Here is a 22,103-nt window from a genome sequence, read left to right as displayed (position 1 = left end):
AATGTGCTGTGTGAGTGTGGATGCAGGTGTCCTGCAAGGAGGGGTCCTAGCGTGCGTGTCCGTGGAATCGTCGGTGTGTCCGCCCTCGTTCTCGCCGGAGTCGTGACCGCAGCGTCATCGGCCGGCGGCGTGTTCGACACCCCGGACCCGGTGACGCAGGTCGCGGCGCCCGCCGCGAGCACCGGCCCCACCACTGCCCCACCGCAGGCGCAGGCCGCGCTGATCCCGACCGTGGGGATCGTGCCGTCCGCACCGCGCCCCGAACGGCAGTTGCGCACCGCGGACCAAATCCCGGCCGCCGCGGCAGCAGCCCCCTCGGCAACCTCCGCGGCCCCCGGGTTCCCGCTGTCCACCGCACCGCGCAGCGTCCCGGTGCCGGTCGTCGTCGGCCCGCTCGGCATCCCGGAGATCGTCCTGAACGCCTACCGGGCCGCCGAGCTGACGATGGCGAGCACGCAGCCGAACTGCGGGCTGCCGTGGCACCTGCTGGCCGGGATCGGGAAGATCGAGTCGAACCATGCCGGGGGCGGGCAGACGGACGCGTCCGGCACCACGATCACCCCGATCCTGGGCCCCACCCTCAACGGCCACCTGGCCGGCAACGAGATCATCACCGACACCGACGGCGGTCTGCTCGACGGCGACGCCACCCACGACCGTGCGGTCGGCCCGATGCAGTTCATCCCGAGTACGTGGGCGCGGTACGCGTCCGACGGCAACGGTGACGGGGTCGCGAATCCGAACAACGTGTTCGACGCGGCCCTCGCTTCGGCCCGCTACCTGTGCGCCGGCGGCCTGGATCTGCGCGATCCGGCGCAGGAGTCGCGGGCGGTGCTGCGCTACAACAACTCCACCACCTACCTGGGCAACGTCCTGGCGTGGTCGGTGGCCTACCGGTCCGGCGGCACCGCGGCCCCCGCGGTGCCCGTCACCCCGGTGCCGCCGCAACGGTCCGCCGACTCCGAGATGGATGTCGCGGCGCCGCTGCCGTCCGATCCGGCCGCCCCCTCGACGCCGGCCCCCACCGACGGCGCGGTCCCGCCCACCACCGACGGCGCCCCGGTTCCGGCGTCGATGCCGGCCCCCCTCCGGCTGCCGGAGATCCCTGGCCTGCCGGAACTGCCGTGCCTGCTGTTCTGCCCGCCGCCGACGGCCCCGTGACGGCAGGCCCGTGTGAGCCTGTGCATACCATGGTGGGCATGTCAGCCCTGACCGAGACCGCCGTCCGCACCGCACTCTCGAAGGTGCAGGACCCCGAAATTCGTAAACCCATCACGGAACTCGGGATGGTCAAGAGCATCGAGATCGGTGACGACGGCAGCGTCGACATCGGCATCTATCTGACGACGGCGGGCTGTCCGCTGCGCACCGAGATCACCGAGCGGGTCACCAAGGCCGTCGCCGACGTCGAGGGCGCCGGCACCGTCCGGGTCGAACTCGACGTGATGAGCGACGAGCAGCGCACCGAGCTGCGCCGGTCGCTGCGCGGCGACTCCACCGAACCGGTGATCCCGTTCGCCCAGCCCGGCTCCCTCACCCGCGTGTACGCGGTGGCGTCCGGCAAGGGTGGTGTCGGCAAGTCCAGCGTCACCGTCAACCTCGCGGCCGCGATGGCCGCGAAGGGCCTGTCGGTGGGTGTCCTCGACGCCGACATCTACGGCCACTCGGTGCCGCGCATGCTCGGCACCGACGCCAAGCCCACCCAGGTCGAGCGGATGATCATGCCGCCGGTCTCGCACGACGTGAAGCTCATCTCCATCGCCCAGTTCACGCAGGGCAACACCCCCGTCGTGTGGCGCGGGCCGATGCTGCACCGCGCGCTGCAGCAGTTCCTCGCCGACGTGTTCTGGGGCGACCTGGACGTGCTGCTGCTGGACCTGCCGCCCGGCACCGGTGACGTCGCGATCTCGGTGGCCCAGCTCGTTCCGGGCGCCGAGATCCTGGTCGTGACGACACCGCAGCAGGCGGCGGCCGAGGTCGCCGAGCGGGCCGGCGCGATCGCGTTGCAGACCCGTCAGCGCATCGCCGGTGTCGTGGAGAACATGTCGTGGATGGAACTGCCGGACGGCACCCGCATGGAGGTGTTCGGTTCCGGTGGCGGTCAGGCGGTCGCCGACCGACTCACCCGCGCGGTCGGCGCGAACGTTCCGCTATTGGGTCAGATCCCGCTCGAGCAGGCGGTCCGGGAGGGCGGCGACGCCGGTACACCGATCGTGCTGAGTGCCCCCGACTCACCGGCAGGTTCCGCACTGCGGGCGATCGCCGACAAGTTGTCCGTCCGGTCGCGTGGCCTGGCCGGGATGTCGCTGGGCATCGACACCGTCCGGCATCTCTGAGCGACCGCCGACCACCGGCCGGCCGGGCGTCGCGTCCTACGTGGCGTCCGGGTCGACCGGCGGGCGTTCGCCCGCCGTCAGCGGCTTCTCGGCCGGGGTCGACCCGTTCTTCGGGGGTGTGCCGTCGAAGTTGCCGGTGAGGATCGAGTCGTCGCCGTCGAGGAGATGCTTGGTGATGACGGCGCGCGGACTCATGCCGCGCAGTTCGTTGAGATCCGCCAGCGGCTTGCGCAGGTCGTCGAACTCGGGGCCGAGTTCGTCCTTGAGCTGCTGACTCGCGCCGCTCGCGTAGTCGCGGACCTGACGCATGGTCTTGGTGACCCAACCGACGGCCCCGGGGAGCCGTTCCGGTCCGAGGATCACGAGCGCTGCCACGAGGAGCACCATGAATTCGCCCCAACCGATGTTGCCAAACACCGCTTCAGAGTACGTGGTCACGGCCCGAATATCTCGTGTGATCGTCGAAATTCACCCGAATATCACGTACCGGCCATCGGCGGTCAGTCCGATGTCGGGGTGACCTGCACGTCCACGATCCGTCCGGAGCGCACCAGTTGCACCCCGACCGGCTGACCGACGGTCTGCTCGTGGACCGCGACGACGAGCTCGTCGGCGCTGCCCACGGTCCGGTCACCGACCTCGACGATCACGTCGCCCTCGACGATCCCGGCCCGCTCGGCGGGGCTGCCGGACTGCACGTTGGCGACCTCGGCGCCGCTGGTGGCGTCGTTGACGACGGTGCGGGCGTTGACCCCGATCTCCGGGTGGTGCATGACGCCGGTGCGGATCAGTTCCTGCACGACGGCGGTGACGTCGTCGATGGGGATGGCAAAGCCGAGGCCCACCGAGCCGCCGCTCTGCGAGCGGATCGCCGAGTTGATGCCGACGACCCGGCCCTCCATGTCGATCAGCGGGCCACCGGAGTTTCCGGGGTTGATGGCGGCATCGGTCTGGACGGCGTCGATCACCGCGTCGGTGTCGGTGCCCTCCCCGGTCAGCCGCACCGGTCGGTCCAGGGCGCTGACGATGCCCCGGGTGACGGTCCTGCTCAGGCCCAGCGGCGAGCCGACGGCCACGACGTCCTGCCCCACCTGCACGTTCGACGATTCACCGAGTCGGGCGACGGTGAGGTTCGTGGCGTCGGTTCTCAGGACCGCGAGATCGGTCTTGGTGTCGCGGCCGACGATCTGCGCGGGCACCTTCGTGCCGTCGGAGAACGTGACCCGGATGGACGCGTCCGCCGAGTCCGCCGCCATGGAGACGACGTGGTTGTTGGTGACGATGTAGCCGCCGCCGTCGACGACGACCCCGGATCCGGTGCCGGACTGATCGCCGCGCGACACCTGGATCGACACCACCGACGGCAGCACGGCGTCGGCGACCTCCGCGACCCGGCCGGCGGGGGTGTCGCCGGACCCGGACCGGGACAGGGTGACCCGGTTGCCGGTGAGGGCGCCGCGGTCGGCGGTGGCCGCGACGGCGACGAGTCCGCCGACGAGCCCGATACCGAGGGACAGTGCCGCCAGGATCGCGAGGGCCTTGCGTTCGACCCGCTCCCCGAGCAGCACGTCGCGGACGGTCAGTTTCGGCGCGTCGGGCAGCGGCGGCGGGGCCGGAGTGTCCTGCCCCGGCGCACCCAGGTGTACCGGGGCCGCCGGGTCGCGCCACGGGTCGGCGGGCGCGGCGACGGACTCGGCGGCGGCGGGTTCCGGTCCGCGCTGCAGCGAGTCGGGGGCACCGTGCGGGCGGCCGAACGCCTCCGCGAGGACCGCGTCGGGCGGGCCGACGTGCACGACCCCGTGTTCCTGTGACGACGGCGACGGCGACGAGGGCAGGGGCGGCGTGCGAGGGCCGAACGGTCCGGCCACGTCGTCGGGGCGGCCGAATGCCTGTGCGGCGGCGTCGTCGACGTCCGGCCGGTAGATCGGTCGGGGCGCGAGTCGGCTGCGCTCGGGTGCGTCGTTCACGCGTGCCAGTATCGCCGAAATCTCAGCGCCGACGGCGGAACGGCCACCGGCGCGCGAGATCACCGTCGGGATCGAACGAGATGATGCCCGGCGCGGGCCGCGGCGGCACGGGGTCCGGGTCGGGTTGGTGACAGCGCGGAATCTGGCTCAGCACACCGAGCAGGGAGCTGGGCATCGACAACTCGGATGCGGCCCGGCGCAACGCGATCCGGGCCTGCTGCTGCGCGTCGACCTCCGACGCACAGTCCGGGCACACCGACAGGTGCTGGGAGGCCCTCAGGTAGGCGTTCATGCGCAGTTCGCCGTCGACGTACGCGGCGATCGCTTCGCTCGCCAGATGCTCGGTCGACCCGAACCTGCGAGGTCCACGCGTCTGCGTCATCGAAGCCTCCATCCCTACCCCACGCCGATCTGTCCGGACTCCACCTTGCCACCGGCCGCGAGATGCTCGCGCAGCGCCTGCCGTCCCCGGTGGATACGGCTGCGGACGGTACCCAGTTTGACGCCCAGTGTGGCACCGATCTCCTCGTACGACAGGCCCTCGATGTCGCACAGGACGACGGCCGCACGGAACTCGGGGGCCAGCGAGTCGAGTGCGGACTGCAGGTCCGGGGCGAGCCGGGCGTCGTGGTAGATCTGCTCGGGGTTCGGCGAGTCCGACGGCACCCGGTCGTAGTCCTCGGGCAGCGCCTCCATCCGGATCCGGTTGCGGCGGCGCACCATGTCCAGGAACAGGTTGGTGGTGATGCGGTGCAGCCAGCCCTCGAACGTGCCGGGCTGGTAGTTCTGCAGTGACCGGAACACGCGGATGAACGTGTCCTGTGTCAGGTCCTCGGCGTCCTGGGCGTTGCCGGACAGCCGGTAGGCGAGCCGGTACACGCGGTCACCGTGCTCGCGGACGAGTTCGTCCCAGGACGGCATCGCGGCCTGGTCCCCCGTGGCGTCGAACGCGGCCGTGCCCGTCGGTGCGGGCGCGTCGCCGGAGATCGGGAGTGTGCGTTCGGCGTCGATCATGTGGATGGGTGGATCCTCCTACTCGGGACCGCGGATCACGTGACGTACGGGTTGTGGGCTTCAACTCCCGGGAACACGGATTTGTTCCCGGCCACTGCCCACGTGGCTCGTCTGTGTGATCGTCCCGCCGTGCGGTCTTCTCGTCCGGCGTTGCATTCACCCTGTCGGGTGCCGATATGTGGGCACTATGAGCAAGCTGAGGGTCGGCTGAGAATTTCGCCGGCCGTCGGCGGCGGCGGGCTATGCGAGCGAGCCGTGACGACGGTGCGCTCCCACCCGGCTAGCCTTTACCGCGTGTACACGAACGCCGAACGGATTCTCACCCACACCGAGGACATGGTCCTCGAGGACGAGATGCTGGCCACCGCACGCGATCGGGCCGTCGAGCTCGGCGCTGTTCCGGTACCGCCCCCGGTCGGGGCGGCGCTCGCCCTGTTCACCAGGATGCTCGACGCGAAGACGGTCGTCGAGGTCGGTGCGGGTGCCGGCGTCAACGGGCTGTGGCTGCTGCGCGGCATGCGTGAGGACGGCGTACTCACCACGATCGACAGTGAACCCGAGCATCAGCACGCCGCGAAGCAGGCCTTCCGACATGCGGGGGTCGCGCCGTCACGGACCCGGCTGATCAACGGCCGCGCCCTCGACGTGCTGCCGCGGCTCGCGGATTCCGCGTACGACCTGGTGTTCGTCGACAACGTCCCCGAGGATCTGCCGCATTTCGTGCGTGAGGGTGTGCGACTGCTACGTCCCGGCGGGGTGATCGTCCTGCACAACGCGCTGCTCGGTGGCCGCATCGTCGACCCCGGCCAGCGAGATGCCGCCACGGTCGCGGTCCGGGAGGCCACCCGGACGATCGGCGACGACGACCGTCTGACCCGGGTGCTGTTCCCGGTGGGTGACGGGCTGCTGTGCGCCGCCCGGCTGTGACGGTGCGCTGAGCGGATCGGCCCGTCAGATCCAGACGCCCTTGCCGATCGTCACGACACCGCCGTTGCTGACGGCGAACCGCTGCCGGTCCCGTTCGAGGTCGACGCCGATGATCTCGCCCTCGCCGACGACGACGTTCTTGTCGAGGATCGCGCGGCGGACGACGGCCCCCTTGCCGACCCGCACGCCGGGCATGAGGACGCTGCCCTCGACGGTCGCGCCGTCCTCGACCATGACGTTGGAGCTGAGGACCGAGTTGCGGACGGTGGCCGCGGACAGGATCGACCCGGCCCCGACCACCGATTCCTGGGCGAGTCCGCCCTTGACGAACTTGGCGGGCGCAAGGTTCTCGGCGCCGCCGCGGATGGGCCACCGCCGGTTGTACAGGTTGAACACCGGGTGCACCGACACCAGATCCATGTGGGCGTCGTAGAACGCGTCGATGGTGCCGACGTCCCGCCAGTAGCCGCGGTCACGGTCCGTCGCCCCGGGCACCACGTTGTTCTTGAAGTCGTAGACGGATGCGAGTCCGGCGTCGACGAGTGCCGGGATGATGTCGCCGCCCATGTCGTGGTCGGAGTCGGAGTTCTCGGAGTCGGCACGGATCGCGTCGACGAGCACCTTGGTGGTGAACACGTAGTTGCCCATCGACGCGAACGTGACGTTCGGGTCGTCGGGGGTGCCGGGCGGGTGGGCGGGCTTCTCCAGGAACTGGGTGATGCGTCCGGACTCGTCGCTGTCGATGCAGCCGAACGCGTACGCCTCGCTGCGCGGCACCCGGATCCCGGCGACGGTGACCCCGGCGCCGGAGTCGATGTGGTGCTGCACCATCTGCTCGGGGTCCATCCGGTACACGTGGTCGGCGCCGAACACCACGATGTACTCGGGGTCCTCGTCGTAGACGAGGTTGAGTGACTGGAAGATCGCGTCGGCGCTGCCGGTGTACCAGCGCGGGCCGAGTCGCTGCTGCGCCGGCACCGGGGTGATGTACTCCCCCGCGAACCCGGACAGCCGCCACGTCTGCGAGATGTGCCGGTCCAGCGAATGCGACTTGTACTGGGTGAGGACGCAGATCCGCAGATACCCGGCGTTGACGAGGTTGCTGAGCACGAAGTCGATCAGCCGGTAGGCGCCACCGAACGGGACGGCGGGCTTGGCCCGGTCCGCGGTCAGCGGGTAGAGGCGTTTACCCTCGCCGCCGGCGAGCACGATCCCGAGCACATGGGGCTGACTCCTCACACGGTCAACCTATCGGGCGGGCACCGACCGCCGCCAGCGTTGCAGGGAACGGGGCCGGGAGGTGGCCGAGGGCGGGTTCCGCCGGATACGTTCAGCCGGTGCGCGTTGCGATGATGACGAAGGAATATCCCCCCGAGATCTACGGCGGCGCAGGGGTCCACGTCACCGAACTCGTCACCCACCTGCGCGGCCTGTGCACCGTCGACGTGCACTGTTCGGGGGTTGCCCGCAACACCGCGACCGTGCACGCACCCGATCCCGGCCTGGCCGACGCCGACCCGGTGCTGCGCACCCTGTCCACCCAGCTGCGGATGGCGCACGCCGCCGCCGGCGTCGACATCGTGCACTCCCACACCTGGTACACCGGCCTGGCCGGCCATCTGGCATCGCAGCTGCACGACGTCCCCCACGTGGTGACGGCGCATTCGCTCGAGCCGCGCCGGCCGTGGAAGGCCGAGCAGCTCGGCCCCGGCTACCGGGTCTCGTCGTGGTCCGAGCGCACCGCGTTCGAGCATGCCGACGCCGTCGTCGCGGTCAGCGCCGGTATGCGCGCCGACGTGCTGGCGACGTACCCGGCGATCGACCCGACACGGGTCCACGTGGTGCACAACGGGATCGACACCGACGTCTGGCATCCCGGACCGGTCCCCGGCCGGTCGGTGCTCGACCGGTACGGCATCGACCCGCGCCGTCCGATCGTCGTGTTCGTCGGCCGGATCACCCGACAGAAGGGCCTGCACCACCTCGTCGCGGCGGCCCACCTGTTCGATCCGTCGATCCAACTGGTGCTGTGCGCGGGCGCACCCGACACCCCGGAACTGGCGGCCGGGACCGCCGCCGCCGTCGCCGCACTCTCCTCCCGACGGTCCGGTGTGGTGTGGATCCACGACATGCTGCCCACCGATCAGGTGCGCGAGCTGCTTTCCGCGGCAACAGTGTTCGTGTGCCCGTCGGTGTACGAACCGCTGGGCATCGTCAACCTCGAGGCGATGGCCTGCGAGACGGCCGTCGTCGCGTCCGATGTCGGCGGCATCCCCGAGGTCGTGCAGGACGGTGTCACCGGCAGGTTGATCCACTACGACAGCTACGAGCCGGACGCGTTCGAGCGTGCCCTGGCCGCGGCCGTGAACGACGTCGCGACCGACCCGGGCCGGGCGGCCGCGATGGGGCGGGCCGGGCGGGTGCGGGCGACCGCCGAGTTCTCGTGGACGCGGATCGCCGAGCAGACGCTCGTGGTGTACGCGGACGTGCTCAGTCGCCGGTAGCGGTGCGCCGGTAGGTCGAGACGACGACGGACGCGGTCACCGCGAACGGCTCCGGCAGCACGGCGATCGCCTCGGCGCGGCGTTCCGGCGTCAGGTGCCGGGCCGACGGCCCCATCCCGACGAGGTTCTCGATATCACGGTGCGACAACAGCATCCGCACCTCGACCGGCGTGCGATCGAGACGGTCGAAGCGTCCGGCCACGGTCTCGCCGAGCCGTTCGACCTTGCGGTCGTCCACCCGGACCATGCCGAGCAGATCCACGAGTTCGTGCAGATGCCGTTCGGTGGGGGTGAGCACGACCAGGATGCCGCGCTCGGCGAGTACCCGGTCGATCTCGGCGGCGTTGCGGGGCGCGAACACCGACAGCACGTGGGTCAGGACGTGGTCGCGGACGGGGAGTTGACGCCACACGTCGGCGACGACGGCGGCAGCCCGCGGATGGGCGCGGGCCAGACGCCGGGCCGCCGGCTTGGACACGTCCAGTCCGACGCCGTGCGCGGACGGCGACGCGTCGAGCACCCGCGCGAGATAGTGGCCGGTACCGGCGCCGACCTCGAGGATCCGCGGCGGCACACCCGCGCCGGCGGTCTCGACGACGGCGTCGGCGACCGCATCCATGAGGGGCGCGAAGTGCCCGGCGTCGAGGAACGCGACGCGGGCGGCGATCATGTCGGGGCTGTCGCCGGTGAACTTGCTGGCGGCACCCGTCAGCAGGGTCACGTACCCCTGCCGGGCGATGTCGAAACTGTGGCCCCGTGCGCACACCAGGGTGCGCGCGGCGTCGGCCTCGCCTGCCGTGAGGTCGAGTCCGTCACCGCATTGCGGGCACGCGAGTAGCGCGCACACGTCGGCAAGCACCTGTACTGCCGTGCCTTTCGGAAGAAAACGTTCCGATTCACCGGTGAAGACGACGGCCGGGTCTTTTCGACCCGGCCGTGCACGTCTTCGACGGGAATCAGCTGGTGACACCCTTGAGTTCGTCCCCGAGCGCCGCAGCTTCCTCCGGCGTGAGTTCGACGACCAGACGTCCGCCGCCCTCGAGCGGAACCCTCATGACGATTCCTCGTCCCTCTTTGGTTGCCTCGAGGGGACCGTCCCCGGTCCGGGGCTTCATGGCCGCCATCCTCTGCTCCCTCCACATCTGCGCCGGCTTTCACGAGCGCCTCGGACTACCTGGCTGACTACCTGGCCGCCTCACCGGCAGTCGGCGAGGCTCGATACTCCATTCTTCCCTATCGAGCGGGTTGCCGGGAAGCGAGGCGCGGAAACCGCTCGAATCAGACAGTGCTACGGGGGCGGTTCGACGCAGCACGACGCCAGATGGTCGTCGACCATGCCGGTGGCCTGCATGAGCGCATATGCGGTGGTAGGGCCCACGAACCGGAACCCGCGCCGCTTGAGTTCGGCGGCCATCGCCGTCGACTCCGGGGTGATCGCCGGAACCTCGTCGACGCGCGTGAACCGTCGCGCGCGCCGCGGCGGCGCGAACGACCACAGCAGGGTGTCCAGGTCGGTGCCGTCGAGGCCGAGGACCGTCCGCGCGTTGGTGACGACGGCCGCGATCTTCGCGCGGTTACGGACGATCCCGGTGTCGGCGAGCAGACGCGCGACGTCGGCGGCCCCGAACTCGGCCACGACCGCCGGATCGAAACCTGCGAACGCCGTCCGGAACGCCTCCCGCTTGCGCAGGATCGTGATCCACGACAGACCGGACTGGAACGCCTCGAGGCACAACCGCTCGAACAGTGCGTCGCGGCCGTGCAGCGGCCGACCCCATTCGTGGTCGTGGTAGTCGCGGTAGATCCGGGTGCCGTCGGTGTCGACCGCCCACGGGCAACGCTCGGTCACCGCGTCTCCTCCCCCGGCTCCCGCCCGCCGTCCCGTTCCGCCAATTGCGCACGCAGCGAGTCGATCTCACGGCCGAGCCGTTCGAGCGCCCAGTCCACCTCGCTGGCCTTGTAGCCGCGCAGCGTCTGCTGGAACCGCAGCCCCTGCACGTCGGCACCGGTGACACCGTCGGCGGGGAGCACCGTCGCGGTGGTGCCCACCGGCAGCGCCGGCAGGTCCTCGGAACGACCGAACACCGCGCTCACGACCAGGTAGAGCAGACCCCCGACCGCCGCCATGATCAGCAGGTACAGCAGCAGTGTCAGCATGCCCCGATCCTGTCACGAACCACCGACACGCACCGTGTTCATCGGGGGTCGGTCGGCGAGGGAGACGTCGGTGTGCACCGGCAGGAACGAGTCGCCGGCGGCGACGAACTGGGTCAGCCCGCCGCCGGTGTCGTCGAGGCCGCAGCGGCGCAGCATCGTGCCGATGATCTGCCGGCTCATCACCCCGAGTTCGGACAGCGGCCGGTTGCGATGCTTGCGCACCCCCAGGTTGACCTGCCCGATCGCACCGAGTCCGAGGCGGTCGTACGTGTCGAGCAGCAGCCCGATCTCGACGCCGTAGCCGGGCGCGAACGGCACCGCCGACAACAACTCCCGGGTGCCGGCGTACTCGCCGCCGAGCGGTTGCAGGACGCACGTCAGTTCGGGGCGCAGGGCCGCGAGCATGGGCCGGGCGACCAGTTCGGTGACCCGTCCGCCGCCGTTGGCGTCCTCGGCGCCGCCGGACCGCAGTGGCCGCCGGTAGTAGCCCTTGACGAGGTGGATGCCGTCGCCGGTGAGCAACGGGCCGAGCAGTTTCGGGACGAACGCGGGATCGGGGTCGACGAGGTCGGAGTCGACGAACGCGATCAGGTCGCCGGTGCTCGCGGCGATCGACCGCCACAGCACCTCCCCCTTGCCCGGCACCGGCGGCAGGCCCGGCACGGCATCCTCACGGCTGACGACGGTCGCCCCGGCGGCCCGCGCCCGGGCGGCGGTGCCGTCGCACGATCCGGAGTCGAGGACGATCAGTTCGTCGACCAGTCCGCCGAGCAGCGGATGGATGGTGTCGACGACCCCGGCGACGGTCCGCTCCTCGTTGAGCGCGGGCAGCACCACCGACACGGTGCGTCCGGCCTTGGCGCGTTCGAGGTCGGCGACGGACCAGTCAGGCCGGTCCCAGCTGTTGGTGTCGGTCCAGGTGCGGGACGCGTCGACGATGCTCACGCCAGCCCCCGCACCGTGCGGACGGGTGCCCGAGTTCCGGCGATCGCGGCGACCATGTCCACCACCCGCCGGGTCGAGGCGACCTCGTGGACGCGGAAGACGCGCGCGCCCCCGGCGGCGGCGAGCGCGGTCGCCGCGAGGGTGCCCTCGAGCCGGTCGGTCAGTTCGACACCGAGGGTCTCGCCGACGAAGTCCTTGTTGCTCAGCGCCATCAGCACCGGCCACCCGGTGTCGACGAGTTCGCCGACGCGGCGCAACAGTTCGAGCCCGTGGAAGGTGTTCTTCCCGAAGTCGTGGGTGGGGTCGATCAGGATCGCATCCGGTTTCACCCCGAGTTCCGACGCGTGTTCGGCGGCCCGGACCACCTCGTCGACGACGTCGGCGACGACGTCGGTGTAGCGGACCCGGTGCGGCCGGGTGCGTGGGACGGCCCCGCCGGTGTGCGAGCAGACGATGCCCGCGCCGAGTTCGGCCGCCACCTCCACCAGGTGCGGGTCGGCACCGGCCCACGTGTCGTTGATCAGGTCGGCACCGGCGCCGCACGCGAGCCGGGCGACCTCGCTGCGCCACGTGTCGACGCTGATGATCACGTCGGGGTGGCGGTCCCGGATGGCCTCGACGAACGGGACGACGCGGCGGGTCTCCTCGCCGGCGTCGACCACCGCGCCGGGGCCGGCCTTGACGCCGCCGATGTCGACGAGGTCCGCCCCCTCGGCGACGGCCCGGTCGACGGCCGCCATCGCCGCGTCGTCGGAGAAGGTGGCGCCGCGGTCGTAGAACGAGTCGGGGGTGCGGTTGACGATCGCCATGACGAGCGCACGATCGGCCGCGACCGGCCTACCGCACAGGGTGGGCAGGACCTGGCCGGGGGCCGCGGTGGCCGCGAGGACGGGGCGGGATGCCATGTCCCCATACTCGCATGACGCGGATCGCACTACGCCCCGGGCGCGGTGCCCTCCGCGACCGCGCGCACGTACCCGTCGTAGGTCGGGACGTAGCCGTCGGCCCGGCCGGCGAGCACGTACAGCCGGTCGACGGCCGGCGCGTAACCCTCCTCGCGCAGTTCCACCTTGCGGCTCTTGAACGTCGACGTCGTCTCGAGGGATTCGACGACACGGACGAACAGCGGGACCGCGTACACCGGGAGCCGGTCGAACAGGTCCGCAGCGAGGCGGGCGCCGTCGAAGTCGTGGCCCGCGCCGAGTGTCACCGCCGCCATGCCGGCCTTGCCGTCGGTGCCGTCGACGGCGACGCCGTACACGACGGCCTCCGCGATCGCCGGGTGCGCCGACAGCGCGCCCTCGACCTCGGTGGTGGCCACGTTCTCGCCCTTCCAGCGGAACGTGTCGCCGAGCCGGTCGACGAACGCGACGTGGAAGTAACCCTGCCGGCGCACCAGGTCACCGGTGTCGAACCAGCAGTCGCCGCCGCGGAAACCGTCCCGGACCAGCTTGCTCTCGCTGGCGGCGGCGTCGGTGTAGCCGTCGAACGGGGACCGGTCGGTGACCTTGGACAGCAGCAGCCCCACCTGCCCGGCCCGGACCTTGCGCAGCCGTCCGTCGGGGTGGCGTCGGGCCCGGCCGGTCTCCGGATCGAACTCGACGACCGCGTACGGCAGCGGGCACAGTCCCGCGGTCTGCTCCATACCGAGTGCGTTGACGAACGCGATGTTGCATTCGCTGGCCCCGTAGAACTCGGCGACCCGGTCGATGCCGAACCGCTGGGTGAACTCGGTCCAGATCTCCGGGCGCAGCCCGTTGCCGACGATCAGCCGGATGTCGTTGTCTCGGTCGGTGGGCCGGGCCGGTTGGTTGAGCAGGTACCGGCACACCTCGCCGATGTAGACGAACGCGGTCGAGCCCTCGGCTCGCGCGTCGTCCCAGAACTTCGACGCCGAGAACCGGCGGCCGATCGCGAGCGTCGCCCCCGACGACAGCACCGACGACAGCGACACCGTGAGCGCGTTGTTGTGGTAGAGCGGCAGCGCACAGTACAGAACGTCGTTGCGGCGCAGACGAACTCCCATCGCACCGATCCCCGACATGCTCTTGAGCCAGCGGTAGTGGCTCATCAGGCTGGCCTTCGGCAGGCCCGTGGTGCCCGACGTGAAGATGTAGAACGCGCGATCCTTCGCCTGGATCCGCTCGCACACAGCGGGATTCGACGGATCCGCGGCCTCGGCTTCCCGGTCGAGTTCGGCGTCGGAGAGCACGGTCTTCGCGTGCGGTTCCCCGCGGAGCGACGCGACGGCCTCGGCGCACTCGTCGCCGACGACGAGGACCCGGCTGTCGAGCAGCGTGAGGCTGTGCGCGAGCACGTCGCCGCGCTGATTGTGGTTGAGCATGCCGGCGACCGCGCCGAGCTTGACGGCCGCGAGCGTGACCAGCAGCGTCTCGGGGCGGTTCTTCATGAGGACACCGACGACGTCGCCGTGGCGGACCCCGTGCCGCGCAAGGACGTCCGCGTACCGGTTGACGGTCTCGTTGGCGTCGCCGTATGTGATCGAGCCACCCTCGAACCGGAGGAACGGCCGATCCGGCTGCCGCCGCGCCAGGTCCTGGAACACCCGGCCGATGGACACCCGGTCGGTGGGCCGGCGAGTCAGCCCGAGCGCGCCCCGGGCCAGCGTCGGGAGTTCGGCCACCATCGACGGAAGCTGCCGCACCAACTGGGTGAGATCGATCGTCGAAGCGGCGGCATCGGAACTCATCGGCATCCTTCTCAGGGCGGGAACGGGACGTTTCTTACTTCACAGTAACCTTTGCGTCCCGCCCCCGGAACCCCTCGACAGGAACCACTTTCACCTGGTACAGGCGTCCATCGCCGACTCGACGTCCCCGGTGACGACCAGCCCGTCGAGTGCCTGCTGCGCCACGAATCCGCCCGCCTTCAGTCCCTCGAGCCAGTCCAGCAGGCCACGGAAATGGCCGACGGGATCGAGCATCACCACCGGCTTGTCGTGCATGCCCAGGTAACCGGCCGTCCACGTCTCGAACAGCTCCTCGAGCGTGCCGATGCCGCCGGGTAGCGTGACGAACGCGTCGGCCCGCTCGTCCATGATCCGCTTGCGTTCCCGCATGGTGTCGGTGACGATCAGCTCGTCCGCGTCGACGTCGGCAACCTCCTTGTGCACGAGCGCCTTCGGGATGACCCCGACGGTCCAGGCGCCGGCGTCGCGGGCCGCGGCCGCCACCGCGCCCATCATCGAGACGTTGCCGCCCCCGGACACCAGCTGCCAGCCGCGCCGCCCGATCGCCGCACCCACCTCGGCCGCCAGTTCCAGGTACCGGTCGTCGACCGGCCCGGACGCGCAGTAGACGCAGACCGCGAACTTGCCGTCGCCCGTCACCGGGCTCACCACTCGTCCTCGTCGCCGAGCAGTGCCGCCGCGTCCACACCCTGCTGGGATTCGACGACGATCCGCACCGCCTCCTCGACACTGTCGGTGACATGGATGAGGTCGAGGTCGCCGGGCGAGATCTTCCCGGTGTGTTCGAGGGAGCCGCGCAGCCAGTCCACGAGACCGGACCAGAATTCGGTGCCCATGAGCACGATCGGGAACCGGGTGACCTTGCGGGTCTGCACCAGTGTGAGCGCCTCGAACAGTTCGTCGAGGGTGCCGAAGCCGCCGGGCATGCAGATGAACGCCTGCGAGTACTTGACGAACATCGTCTTGCGGGCGAAGAAGTAGCGGAAGTTGACGCCGAGGTCGACCCAGTCGTTGAGGCCCTGCTCGAACGGCAACTCGATCCCGAGGCCGATCGAGTAGCCGCCGTTCTCGCTGGCGCCGCGGTTGGCGGCCTCCATGACACCGGGCCCGCCGCCGGTGATGACGGCGTACCCGGCCGCGGCGAGTGCCGCACCGAGTTCCCGGGACTGCGCGTACTCGGTGGTCCCGTCGCCGGTGCGGGCCGAACCGAACACGGTGACCGCGCGCGGCACCTCCGCGAGCGCGCCGAACCCCTCGACGAACTCACTCTGGATACGCAGCACCCGCCACGGGTCGGTGTGGACCCAGTCGGTCGGCCCACGCTGGTCGAGCAGTCTGCGGTCCGCGTTGGTGAACTCGTCCTTGCGGTCACGCCGCAGCATCACCGGGCCGCGGTGCCGGACCGAGGCGTGCCGGTGGTGCGCCTCGGCGGCGTTGTTCTCTGATGCCATGCGGCCAGGCTATGTTGTCGGGCCGGGCGATCAGGCGGACAGGTAGCCGCGCAGCACCGCCGTGACGTCCGTGATCTGCCCCACCGGAACATGCTCGTCCCGCTTGTGTGCGAGATTCGGATCACCGGGACCGTAGTTGACGGCGGGGATCCCCAGCGCGGAGAACCGGGAGACGTCCGTCCACCCGTACTTGGCCCGGTACTGCCCACCGGCCGCCTCGATGAGCGCGGCGGCCGCCGGGTTCGCCAGCCCCGGCAGTGCACCGGCGGAGGAGTCGGTGACCTCGAAGCCCAGACCCAGCCCGTCGAACACCTCGCGCACGTGTGCGATCGCCTGCTCGACGCTGCGGTCGGGCGCGAACCGGAAGTTGACGTCCATCTCCGCGGCGTCGGGGACGACGTTGCCGGCGATGCCGCCGGAGATCCGGACCGCCGACAGGCCCTCGCGGTAGACGCAGCCGTCGATGTCCACCGACCGCGACTCGTACGCCGCGAGCCGCTCGAGGACGGGCGCGAACTTGTGGATCGCATTGTCGCCCAGCCACGACCGCGCCGAATGTGCGCGCGTCCCGGACGCCGTCAGCCGCACCCGCAGCGTGCCCTGGCAGCCGGCCTCGATGAAACCGGCCGTCGGCTCGCCGAGGATCGCGACGTCGGCACGCAGCCACTCCGGCAGGTCGCGTTCGATCCGGCCGAGCCCGTTGTACTGCGCGGCGATCTCCTCGCAGTCGTAGAACACCAGCGTCAGGTCGTGGGCGAGGTCGGAGACGGTGGCCGCCAGATGCAGGAAGACGGCGTCCCCCGACTTCATGTCGACGGTGCCGCAGCCGTGCAGCAGATCACCGCGCTCGTCGACGGTGCGGCGGGACGGCACGTTGTCCGCGATCGGCACAGTGTCGAGATGACCGGCGAGCATCACCCGGCTCGGCAGCCCCCGGTTCGTGCGGGCCAGGACCGCGTTGCCACTGCGGATCACCTCGAACCCGGTGGTCTGCTCCCGCAGGGCGGCCTCGACGACGTCGGCGATCACGCCCTCGTCCCGGGACACGCTCGGGATGTCCACCAGCGCGGCGGTGAGATCGATGGGGTCGGCGTGCAGATCGAGGAGGCTCACCGTCCCAGACTAGGGCGTCGCGTAACCTGTGTATCCGTGAGTGCACAGGGAGCAACTGCAGTAGGCGTCGCCAACGTGACCGCGTCGGGCACGGTCCTCGACACCTGGTACCCCGCCCCCGAACTGGGCGAGTACCCGGAGAACGGAACCGTCGCGCTCGAGGGCACCGACATTCCGTCCGACCTGGCGCTGCTCGCCGGTAAGGACGAGGCCCGCGAGGTCGATCAGGTGGTCGTCCGCACGACGATCACCGACCTGTCGGCGCCGCCGGTCGACGCGCACGACGCATACCTGCGCCTGCACCTGCTGTCGCACCGCCTGGTGGCGCCGCACGGCGTCAACCTCGACGGACTGTTCGGTCTGCTCGTGAACGTGGTGTGGACCAACTTCGGTCCGTGCGCGGTCGACGGCTTCGAGCTGGTCCGCTCGCGGCTGCGGATCCGCGGCCCGGTCACCGTGTTCGGGGTCGACAAGTTCCCCCGCATGGTCGACTACGTCGTGCCGTCCGGTGTCCGCATCGCCGACGCCGACCGGGTCCGTCTGGGCGCGCACCTGGCGTCCGGCACCACCGTCATGCACGAGGGCTTCGTGAACTTCAACGCCGGCACGCTCGGCAACTCGATGGTCGAGGGCCGCATCTCGGCCGGTGTCGTCGTCGGTGACGGCTCCGACGTCGGCGGCGGCGCGTCGATCATGGGCACGCTGTCCGGCGGCGGCAAGCAGGTCATCTCCGTCGGCGAACGCTGCCTGCTCGGCGCCAACGCCGGTCTGGGGATCTCCCTCGGCGACGACTGTGTCGTCGAGGCCGGCCTGTACATCACCGCCGGCACCAAGGTCACCGGTCCGGACGGCACCGTCGTCAAGGCCGCCGACCTGACCGGCCGGTCGAACATCCTGTTCCGCCGCAACTCGGTGTCGGGTGCCGTCGAGGTCGTCCCCCACAAGGGCACCGGTGTGGAACTGAACGCGGCACTGCACGCCAACGACTAGTGAGCGGCAGTGACACCCCGACCGCGCTCGGGCACGGTCTCAAGGTCCGCCATCTGACGATGATGGGTCTCGGGTCGGCCATCGGCGCCGGTCTCTTCCTCGGGACCGGCGTCGGCATCGCGAAGGCCGGCCCGGCCGTCCTCGTCTCCTACGTCATCGCCGGTTTCGTCGTGGTGTGCGTCATGCGCATGCTCGGCGAGATGGGCGCCGCGGTACCGGCCAGCGGATCGTTCTCGCACTACGCGCGCATCGGCATCGGCGAGTGGGCCGGTTTCACGATGGGCTGGCTGTACTGGTTCATGCTGATCATGGTGCTGGGCGCCGAGATCACCGGAGCCTCCGCGATCGTGAACGACTGGCTGCCGGGCGTCCCGCAATGGGTGATCGCGCTGGTGTTCGTGACGTTCTTCGCGGTCGTGAACCTCGCGAAGGTCAGCAATTTCGGCGAGTTCGAGTTCTGGTTCGCGGCCCTGAAGATCGCCGCGATCATCGGGTTCCTGATCGTCGGCACGCTGCTCGTGTTCGGACTGCTGCCCGGCACCGACCCGGTCGGGTTCACCCACTTCCTCGGTGACGGCGGGTTCATGCCCAACGGCTTCGCCGGTGTCGCCGCCGGTCTGCTCGTGGTGGCGTTCGCGTTCGGCGGCATCGAGATCGTCACGATCGCCGCCGCCGAATCGAAGGACCCGGAACGAGCCATCGGGACCGCGGTCCGCAGCGTCATGTGGCGGATCAGTGTCTTCTACGTCGGCGCCATCGCGATCATGGTGTTCGCCCTGCCGTGGAACGATCCCGAACTGGTGGACAGCCCGTTCGTCGCCGTCCTCGAACTCGCGAACATCCCGTACGTGGCGGGCCTGATGGAACTCGTCGTGGTGATCGCACTGCTGTCGGCGTTCAACGCGAACGTCTACGGCACCTCCCGCATGGCGTTCGCCCTCGCCCGCCGCGGAGACGGCCCCCAGGCGCTCGGCGCCCTGTCGAAGTCCGGGGTGCCCACCAACGCGGTGCTGCTGTCGGTGTTCTTCGGGTTCGTCAGCGTCCTGCTGAACTGGCTGCTCCCCGACTCGCTGCTCGGCATCCTGCTCAACGCGGTCGGCGCGGCCCTGCTGGTGATCTGGGTGTTCATCGTTGTCGCGCACCTGCGACTCCGACGACGCCTCGAAGCCGAGGGCACCCTGTCGGTGCGGATGTGGCTGTTCCCGTACCTGAGCTACCTGACGCTGGCGCTGCTGGCCGCGTTCGTGGTGCTCATGCTGTTCGACGGCGACGCCCGCAAGCAGTTGATCTCCACGAGTGTGCTGTTCCTGGTGATCCTCGTGATCGGCCTGATCCACGGGCGGCGCAAGGCTGCGGCCGGATCGGGCACACCGGGCGCTCCCGCGGCGTAACGTCGGCGATCATCGCCGCCGCCCGCAGGAGGACCCCGCGTGAGTTTCATCGTCGTCGACCGGCCCCGCGACAACGTCGCCCTGGTGACCCTGAACCGTCCGGAGCGGATGAACGCGATGGCGTTCGACGTGATGGTGCCGTTCCGGGAGGCGCTCGAGGAGATCAGCAACGACAACACGGTCCGCGCCGTCGTGATCACCGGCGCGGGCCGCGGCTTCTGTTCCGGCGCCGATCAGACGTCCGCCGGCTCGGTCCCGCACACCGACGGGCTGACACGTCCCACGGTGGCGTTGCGGTCGATGGAACTGCTCGACGACGTCGTGTCGACGCTGCGGAAGATGCACCAGCCGGTGATCGCGGCGGTCAACGGTGCCGCGATCGGTGGCGGATTCTGCCTGTCGATGGCCGCCGACATCCGGCTCGCCGCACCCGGCGCGTACTTCCGGGCGGCCGGGATCAACAACGGTCTGACGGCCGGCGAACTGGGCCTGAGCTATCTGCTGCCGCGGGCGATCGGGGCGTCCCGGGCGTTCGAGATCATGCTCACCGGCCGGGACGTCGACGCCGACGAGGCCGCCCGCATCGGACTGGTGTCCCGGATCGTCGCCGGCGAGGACCTGCTCGACGACGCCTTCGACCTCGCCCAGCAGATCGCGCGGTTCTCCCGCCCCGGCGTCGAACTCACCAAACGCACCCTGTGGTCGAGCCTGGACGCGTCGTCGCTCGCGCAGCACATGAACCAGGAGGGACTCGGCCAGCTGCTGATCCGGCTGCTCACCGACAACTTCGAAGAAGCGACCCTGGCGCGGCGTGAGAAGCGGGAGCCGGTGTTCCGGGACGCGCGGTGATGCGGTTCTGTGCGTGGAATTACACGCACAACAGTCCCGTAACCTTCGTAAGCCTCCACGGAGGGTTACTATGCCTGAAATGCAAGGCACAGGAGGAGACGTGTCGCGGCCACGCAGAAGCACCCCCACCCGAAACGCCCCTGTGCCGGAAATTGCACGCCTGGGTGAACGTTTCGCCGACCGCCGGGTGGAACTACGCCTCACCCAGCAGACGGTGGCCGACCTGGCCGGCGTCTCCCGGTCCAGCGTGCAGGCACTCGAGTACGGCACCGGCTCGGTGAAACTGGCCTCCGTCGTCGAAATCGCCGATGTTCTCGGGCTTCGACTGCACGCGTCGAGTTCGGCCGAGACAGAGCACCGATGACCGGCGTTCCCGCTGCCGATCTCCGGGGAATCGCCCGGGCCGACGTGTACGTGGGTGACAGCGCTGTCGCCACCCTCACACGCACCCCTCGCGACGACATCGCCTTCGCATACATCGACGGCGCGCGACCTTCGACCGGACGAGCCGGATCGGTGTCGTGGTCGCTGCCGCCGGACAGCGACTACCCCTTGACCACGACCGGCGGGGCGGTGCCGCCGTTCTTCGCGGGACTGCTCCCCGAGGGTGTACGCCTGGGCGCGGTGGCCGCCTCGACGAAGACCTCGTTCGACGACCACCTGACACTGCTACTTGCGGTGGGATCCGACACGATCGGCGACGTGCGGGTCGTCCCCGGTGGCACCACCCCGCTAACCGGCTCTCCCATGTTCTCGCCCGACCAGGACACCGACTTCCGGCAACTGTTCACCAGACTGGCCGGGTCCGTCGAGGAGGACCCCGTCGCCCTGTCCGGCGTCCAACCCAAAGTCAGTGCCGCGATGTGGTCGGTACCCACGATGACGCTTCGCGGTCCGGCGATCCTCAAACTCACTCCCCCGACCGGCTTTCCGAGGTTGTCCGAGAACGAACACTTCTTCATGCGCATGGCTGCCGACTGCGGGATCCGGGTCCCCGACACTCGGCTGATCAACGACTCCGACGGGCGCAGCGGGCTGCTGGTGGCCCGCTTCGACCGTTCGGCCACCGCGCGGATCCCCCAGGAGGACGCGTGCCAGGTCGCCGGCCTGTACCCGGCCTCGAAATATCGCATGAAAGCGGAATCGGCGATCACGACGCTCGCCGACGCCTGCGCTCGCGGCGGCGGCTCGAACCGGGCCGCGACACTGGAACTGCTTCGGATCGTGGCTTTCTCGTGGCTCATCGGTAACGGAGATCTGCACGGGAAGAACCTGTCCGTCCACGCACCCGACGGCCTCTGGCAACCGACGCCCGCGTACGACCTACTCACCACCCAGCCGTACACCGGCTGGAAGGATCCGATGGCGTTGCCTCTGTACGGCCGCGCCAATCGCATGACGAGAGCGCACTTCGTCGATGCCGGTAGCCGTCTCGGCCTCCGCGAACGTGCCGTCACCCGCATGCTCGACTCGATGGTCGACGCGGCGCGGCCGTGGCCCGATCGCTGCGATGAGATCGGATTCTCCGACCGCGACAGTGAACGGCTCGCGCGGATGCTCGACACCCGCATCGCAAGCCTCAGCTGAGTCGCGCGTCGCCGAGGCCACCCGGCTCACCTGCCGTCTGGGACTGCCCCCACTTCAGTTGACTCATGGGGTGGAGAGGCTCAAGCCGCGTGTGCGGCCTGATTGATTGTCTCAAACTCGATCGGGGTGAGCTTCCCCAGGCGCCGCTGGCGGCGCTTGCGG

Annotated in this window: 24 protein-coding genes; 9 read left to right on the top strand and 15 right to left on the bottom strand. The window is 70.2% G+C overall.

Going from position 1 to position 22,103, the window contains the following annotated elements; all coding sequences use genetic code 11:
* Positions 1-51: 51 nt before the first annotated feature.
* Both E0497_RS13460 and E0497_RS13455 read left to right on the top strand, forming a co-directional pair.
* Positions 52-1,161 (top strand): lytic transglycosylase domain-containing protein, encoded by a 1,110-nt coding sequence (locus E0497_RS13460; protein WP_137725312.1) that lies wholly within the window; start codon positions 52-54, stop codon positions 1,159-1,161.
* A gap of 38 nt (positions 1,162-1,199) precedes the next feature.
* Positions 1,200-2,336 carry an Mrp/NBP35 family ATP-binding protein gene (locus E0497_RS13455; protein ID WP_137725311.1) on the top strand — a complete coding sequence of 379 codons (1,137 nt, stop codon included), beginning with the start codon at positions 1,200-1,202 and terminating at the stop codon, positions 2,334-2,336.
* 36 nt (positions 2,337-2,372) lie between these two features.
* Here the strand turns inward: E0497_RS13455 and tatB are convergent, their stop codons facing one another.
* The 4 genes from tatB to sigE form a co-directional block, all read right to left on the bottom strand.
* Positions 2,373-2,753 carry a Sec-independent protein translocase protein TatB gene (gene tatB / locus E0497_RS13450; RefSeq protein WP_137725310.1) on the bottom strand — a complete coding sequence of 127 codons (381 nt, stop codon included), beginning with the start codon at positions 2,751-2,753 and terminating at the stop codon, positions 2,373-2,375.
* Between the two features lie 83 nt (positions 2,754-2,836).
* Positions 2,837-4,303, bottom strand: a complete 1,467-nt coding sequence (locus E0497_RS13445) for a S1C family serine protease (RefSeq protein ID WP_421958345.1) — start codon at positions 4,301-4,303, stop codon at positions 2,837-2,839.
* A 22-nt stretch (positions 4,304-4,325) separates the two neighbouring features.
* The gene (locus E0497_RS13440; RefSeq protein WP_137725309.1) at positions 4,326-4,685 is read right to left on the bottom strand and encodes a zf-HC2 domain-containing protein; all 360 of its coding nucleotides are present in this window, start codon (positions 4,683-4,685) and stop codon (positions 4,326-4,328) included.
* A 14-nt stretch (positions 4,686-4,699) separates the two neighbouring features.
* Positions 4,700-5,317, bottom strand: coding sequence for an RNA polymerase sigma factor SigE (sigE, locus tag E0497_RS13435; protein WP_137725308.1), 618 nt, complete (start codon positions 5,315-5,317; stop codon positions 4,700-4,702).
* Between the two features lie 294 nt (positions 5,318-5,611).
* On the opposite strand from sigE, the gene E0497_RS13430 reads away from it, so the two are divergent.
* Positions 5,612-6,244 carry an O-methyltransferase gene (locus E0497_RS13430; RefSeq protein ID WP_137725307.1) on the top strand — a complete coding sequence of 211 codons (633 nt, stop codon included), beginning with the start codon at positions 5,612-5,614 and terminating at the stop codon, positions 6,242-6,244.
* A 24-nt stretch (positions 6,245-6,268) separates the two neighbouring features.
* On the opposite strand, the gene glgC is transcribed toward E0497_RS13430, so the two are convergent.
* Positions 6,269-7,483: a glucose-1-phosphate adenylyltransferase gene (glgC, locus tag E0497_RS13425; RefSeq protein WP_137725306.1), complete on the bottom strand. Its 1,215-nt coding sequence runs from the start codon at positions 7,481-7,483 to the stop codon at positions 6,269-6,271.
* A gap of 98 nt (positions 7,484-7,581) precedes the next feature.
* Here glgC and glgA point away from each other — a divergent pair, with 98 nt between their 5' ends.
* On the top strand, positions 7,582-8,748 hold the full coding sequence (gene glgA, locus E0497_RS13420; protein ID WP_137725305.1) for a glycogen synthase: 1,167 nt from the start codon (positions 7,582-7,584) through the stop codon (positions 8,746-8,748).
* Here the strand turns inward: glgA and E0497_RS13415 are convergent.
* The 10 genes from E0497_RS13415 to dapE all read right to left on the bottom strand — a co-directional run bounded on the left by E0497_RS13415 (position 8,735) and on the right by dapE (position 17,124).
* Positions 8,735-9,607 carry a putative RNA methyltransferase gene (locus E0497_RS13415; RefSeq protein ID WP_137725304.1) on the bottom strand — a complete coding sequence of 291 codons (873 nt, stop codon included), beginning with the start codon at positions 9,605-9,607 and terminating at the stop codon, positions 8,735-8,737. The two genes, glgA and E0497_RS13415, sit on opposite strands and share 14 nt — an antisense overlap.
* 97 nt (positions 9,608-9,704) lie before the next feature.
* On the bottom strand, positions 9,705-9,872 hold the full coding sequence (locus E0497_RS13410; protein ID WP_003931055.1) for a DUF3117 domain-containing protein: 168 nt from the start codon (positions 9,870-9,872) through the stop codon (positions 9,705-9,707).
* A gap of 164 nt (positions 9,873-10,036) precedes the next feature.
* Positions 10,037-10,597, bottom strand: a complete 561-nt coding sequence (locus tag E0497_RS13405; RefSeq protein ID WP_137725303.1) for a DNA-3-methyladenine glycosylase I — start codon at positions 10,595-10,597, stop codon at positions 10,037-10,039.
* Entirely contained in the window at positions 10,594-10,905 is a 312-nt protein-coding gene (locus E0497_RS13400; RefSeq protein ID WP_137725302.1) for a DivIVA domain-containing protein, read from the bottom strand. The genes E0497_RS13405 and E0497_RS13400 overlap by 4 nt, the downstream gene beginning before the upstream one ends.
* Positions 10,906-10,917: 12 nt before the next feature.
* A complete protein-coding gene (locus E0497_RS13395; RefSeq protein ID WP_137725301.1) occupies positions 10,918-11,850 on the bottom strand; it encodes a glucosyl-3-phosphoglycerate synthase in 933 nt (310 codons plus the stop codon).
* Complete coding sequence (folP, locus tag E0497_RS13390; RefSeq protein ID WP_137725300.1) at positions 11,847-12,755, bottom strand: dihydropteroate synthase; 909 nt, start codon at positions 12,753-12,755, stop codon at positions 11,847-11,849. The genes E0497_RS13395 and folP overlap by 4 nt, the downstream gene beginning before the upstream one ends.
* A 29-nt stretch (positions 12,756-12,784) precedes the next feature.
* A complete protein-coding gene (locus E0497_RS13385) occupies positions 12,785-14,566 on the bottom strand; it encodes a long-chain-acyl-CoA synthetase (protein ID WP_137725299.1) in 1,782 nt (593 codons plus the stop codon).
* Between the two features lie 84 nt (positions 14,567-14,650).
* On the bottom strand, positions 14,651-15,208 hold the full coding sequence (locus tag E0497_RS13380) for an LOG family protein (protein ID WP_170312972.1): 558 nt from the start codon (positions 15,206-15,208) through the stop codon (positions 14,651-14,653).
* Positions 15,205-16,011, bottom strand: coding sequence for an LOG family protein (locus E0497_RS13375; protein ID WP_137725297.1), 807 nt, complete (start codon positions 16,009-16,011; stop codon positions 15,205-15,207). Before E0497_RS13375 ends, E0497_RS13380 begins: the two co-directional genes overlap by 4 nt.
* A gap of 30 nt (positions 16,012-16,041) precedes the next feature.
* Positions 16,042-17,124: a succinyl-diaminopimelate desuccinylase gene (dapE, locus tag E0497_RS13370; protein ID WP_137725296.1), complete on the bottom strand. Its 1,083-nt coding sequence runs from the start codon at positions 17,122-17,124 to the stop codon at positions 16,042-16,044.
* A 36-nt stretch (positions 17,125-17,160) separates the two neighbouring features.
* Here dapE and dapD point away from each other — a divergent pair, with 36 nt between their 5' ends.
* The 5 genes from dapD to E0497_RS13345 all read left to right on the top strand — a co-directional run bounded on the left by dapD (position 17,161) and on the right by E0497_RS13345 (position 21,941).
* Positions 17,161-18,114: a 2,3,4,5-tetrahydropyridine-2,6-dicarboxylate N-succinyltransferase gene (gene dapD / locus E0497_RS13365; protein ID WP_137725295.1), complete on the top strand. Its 954-nt coding sequence runs from the start codon at positions 17,161-17,163 to the stop codon at positions 18,112-18,114.
* A 59-nt stretch (positions 18,115-18,173) separates the two neighbouring features.
* Entirely contained in the window at positions 18,174-19,505 is a 1,332-nt protein-coding gene (locus E0497_RS13360) for an amino acid permease (protein WP_241665875.1), read from the top strand.
* A 39-nt stretch (positions 19,506-19,544) separates the two neighbouring features.
* Positions 19,545-20,354 carry an enoyl-CoA hydratase gene (locus E0497_RS13355; protein WP_137725293.1) on the top strand — a complete coding sequence of 270 codons (810 nt, stop codon included), beginning with the start codon at positions 19,545-19,547 and terminating at the stop codon, positions 20,352-20,354.
* A 142-nt stretch (positions 20,355-20,496) separates the two neighbouring features.
* On the top strand, positions 20,497-20,718 hold the full coding sequence (locus tag E0497_RS13350) for a helix-turn-helix domain-containing protein (RefSeq protein WP_241665867.1): 222 nt from the start codon (positions 20,497-20,499) through the stop codon (positions 20,716-20,718).
* The gene (locus E0497_RS13345) at positions 20,715-21,941 is read left to right on the top strand and encodes a type II toxin-antitoxin system HipA family toxin (RefSeq protein ID WP_137725291.1); all 1,227 of its coding nucleotides are present in this window, start codon (positions 20,715-20,717) and stop codon (positions 21,939-21,941) included. The genes E0497_RS13350 and E0497_RS13345 overlap by 4 nt, the downstream gene beginning before the upstream one ends.
* Positions 21,942-22,103 lie beyond the last annotated feature (162 nt).

Origin of the sequence: Prescottella subtropica (genome assembly GCF_005434945.1) — a bacterium.
Taxonomy (GTDB): domain Bacteria; phylum Actinomycetota; class Actinomycetes; order Mycobacteriales; family Mycobacteriaceae; genus Prescottella; species Prescottella subtropica.
Note: the sequence above shows the minus strand (reverse complement) of the source record. Positions and strands in the feature narration are given on the sequence as shown.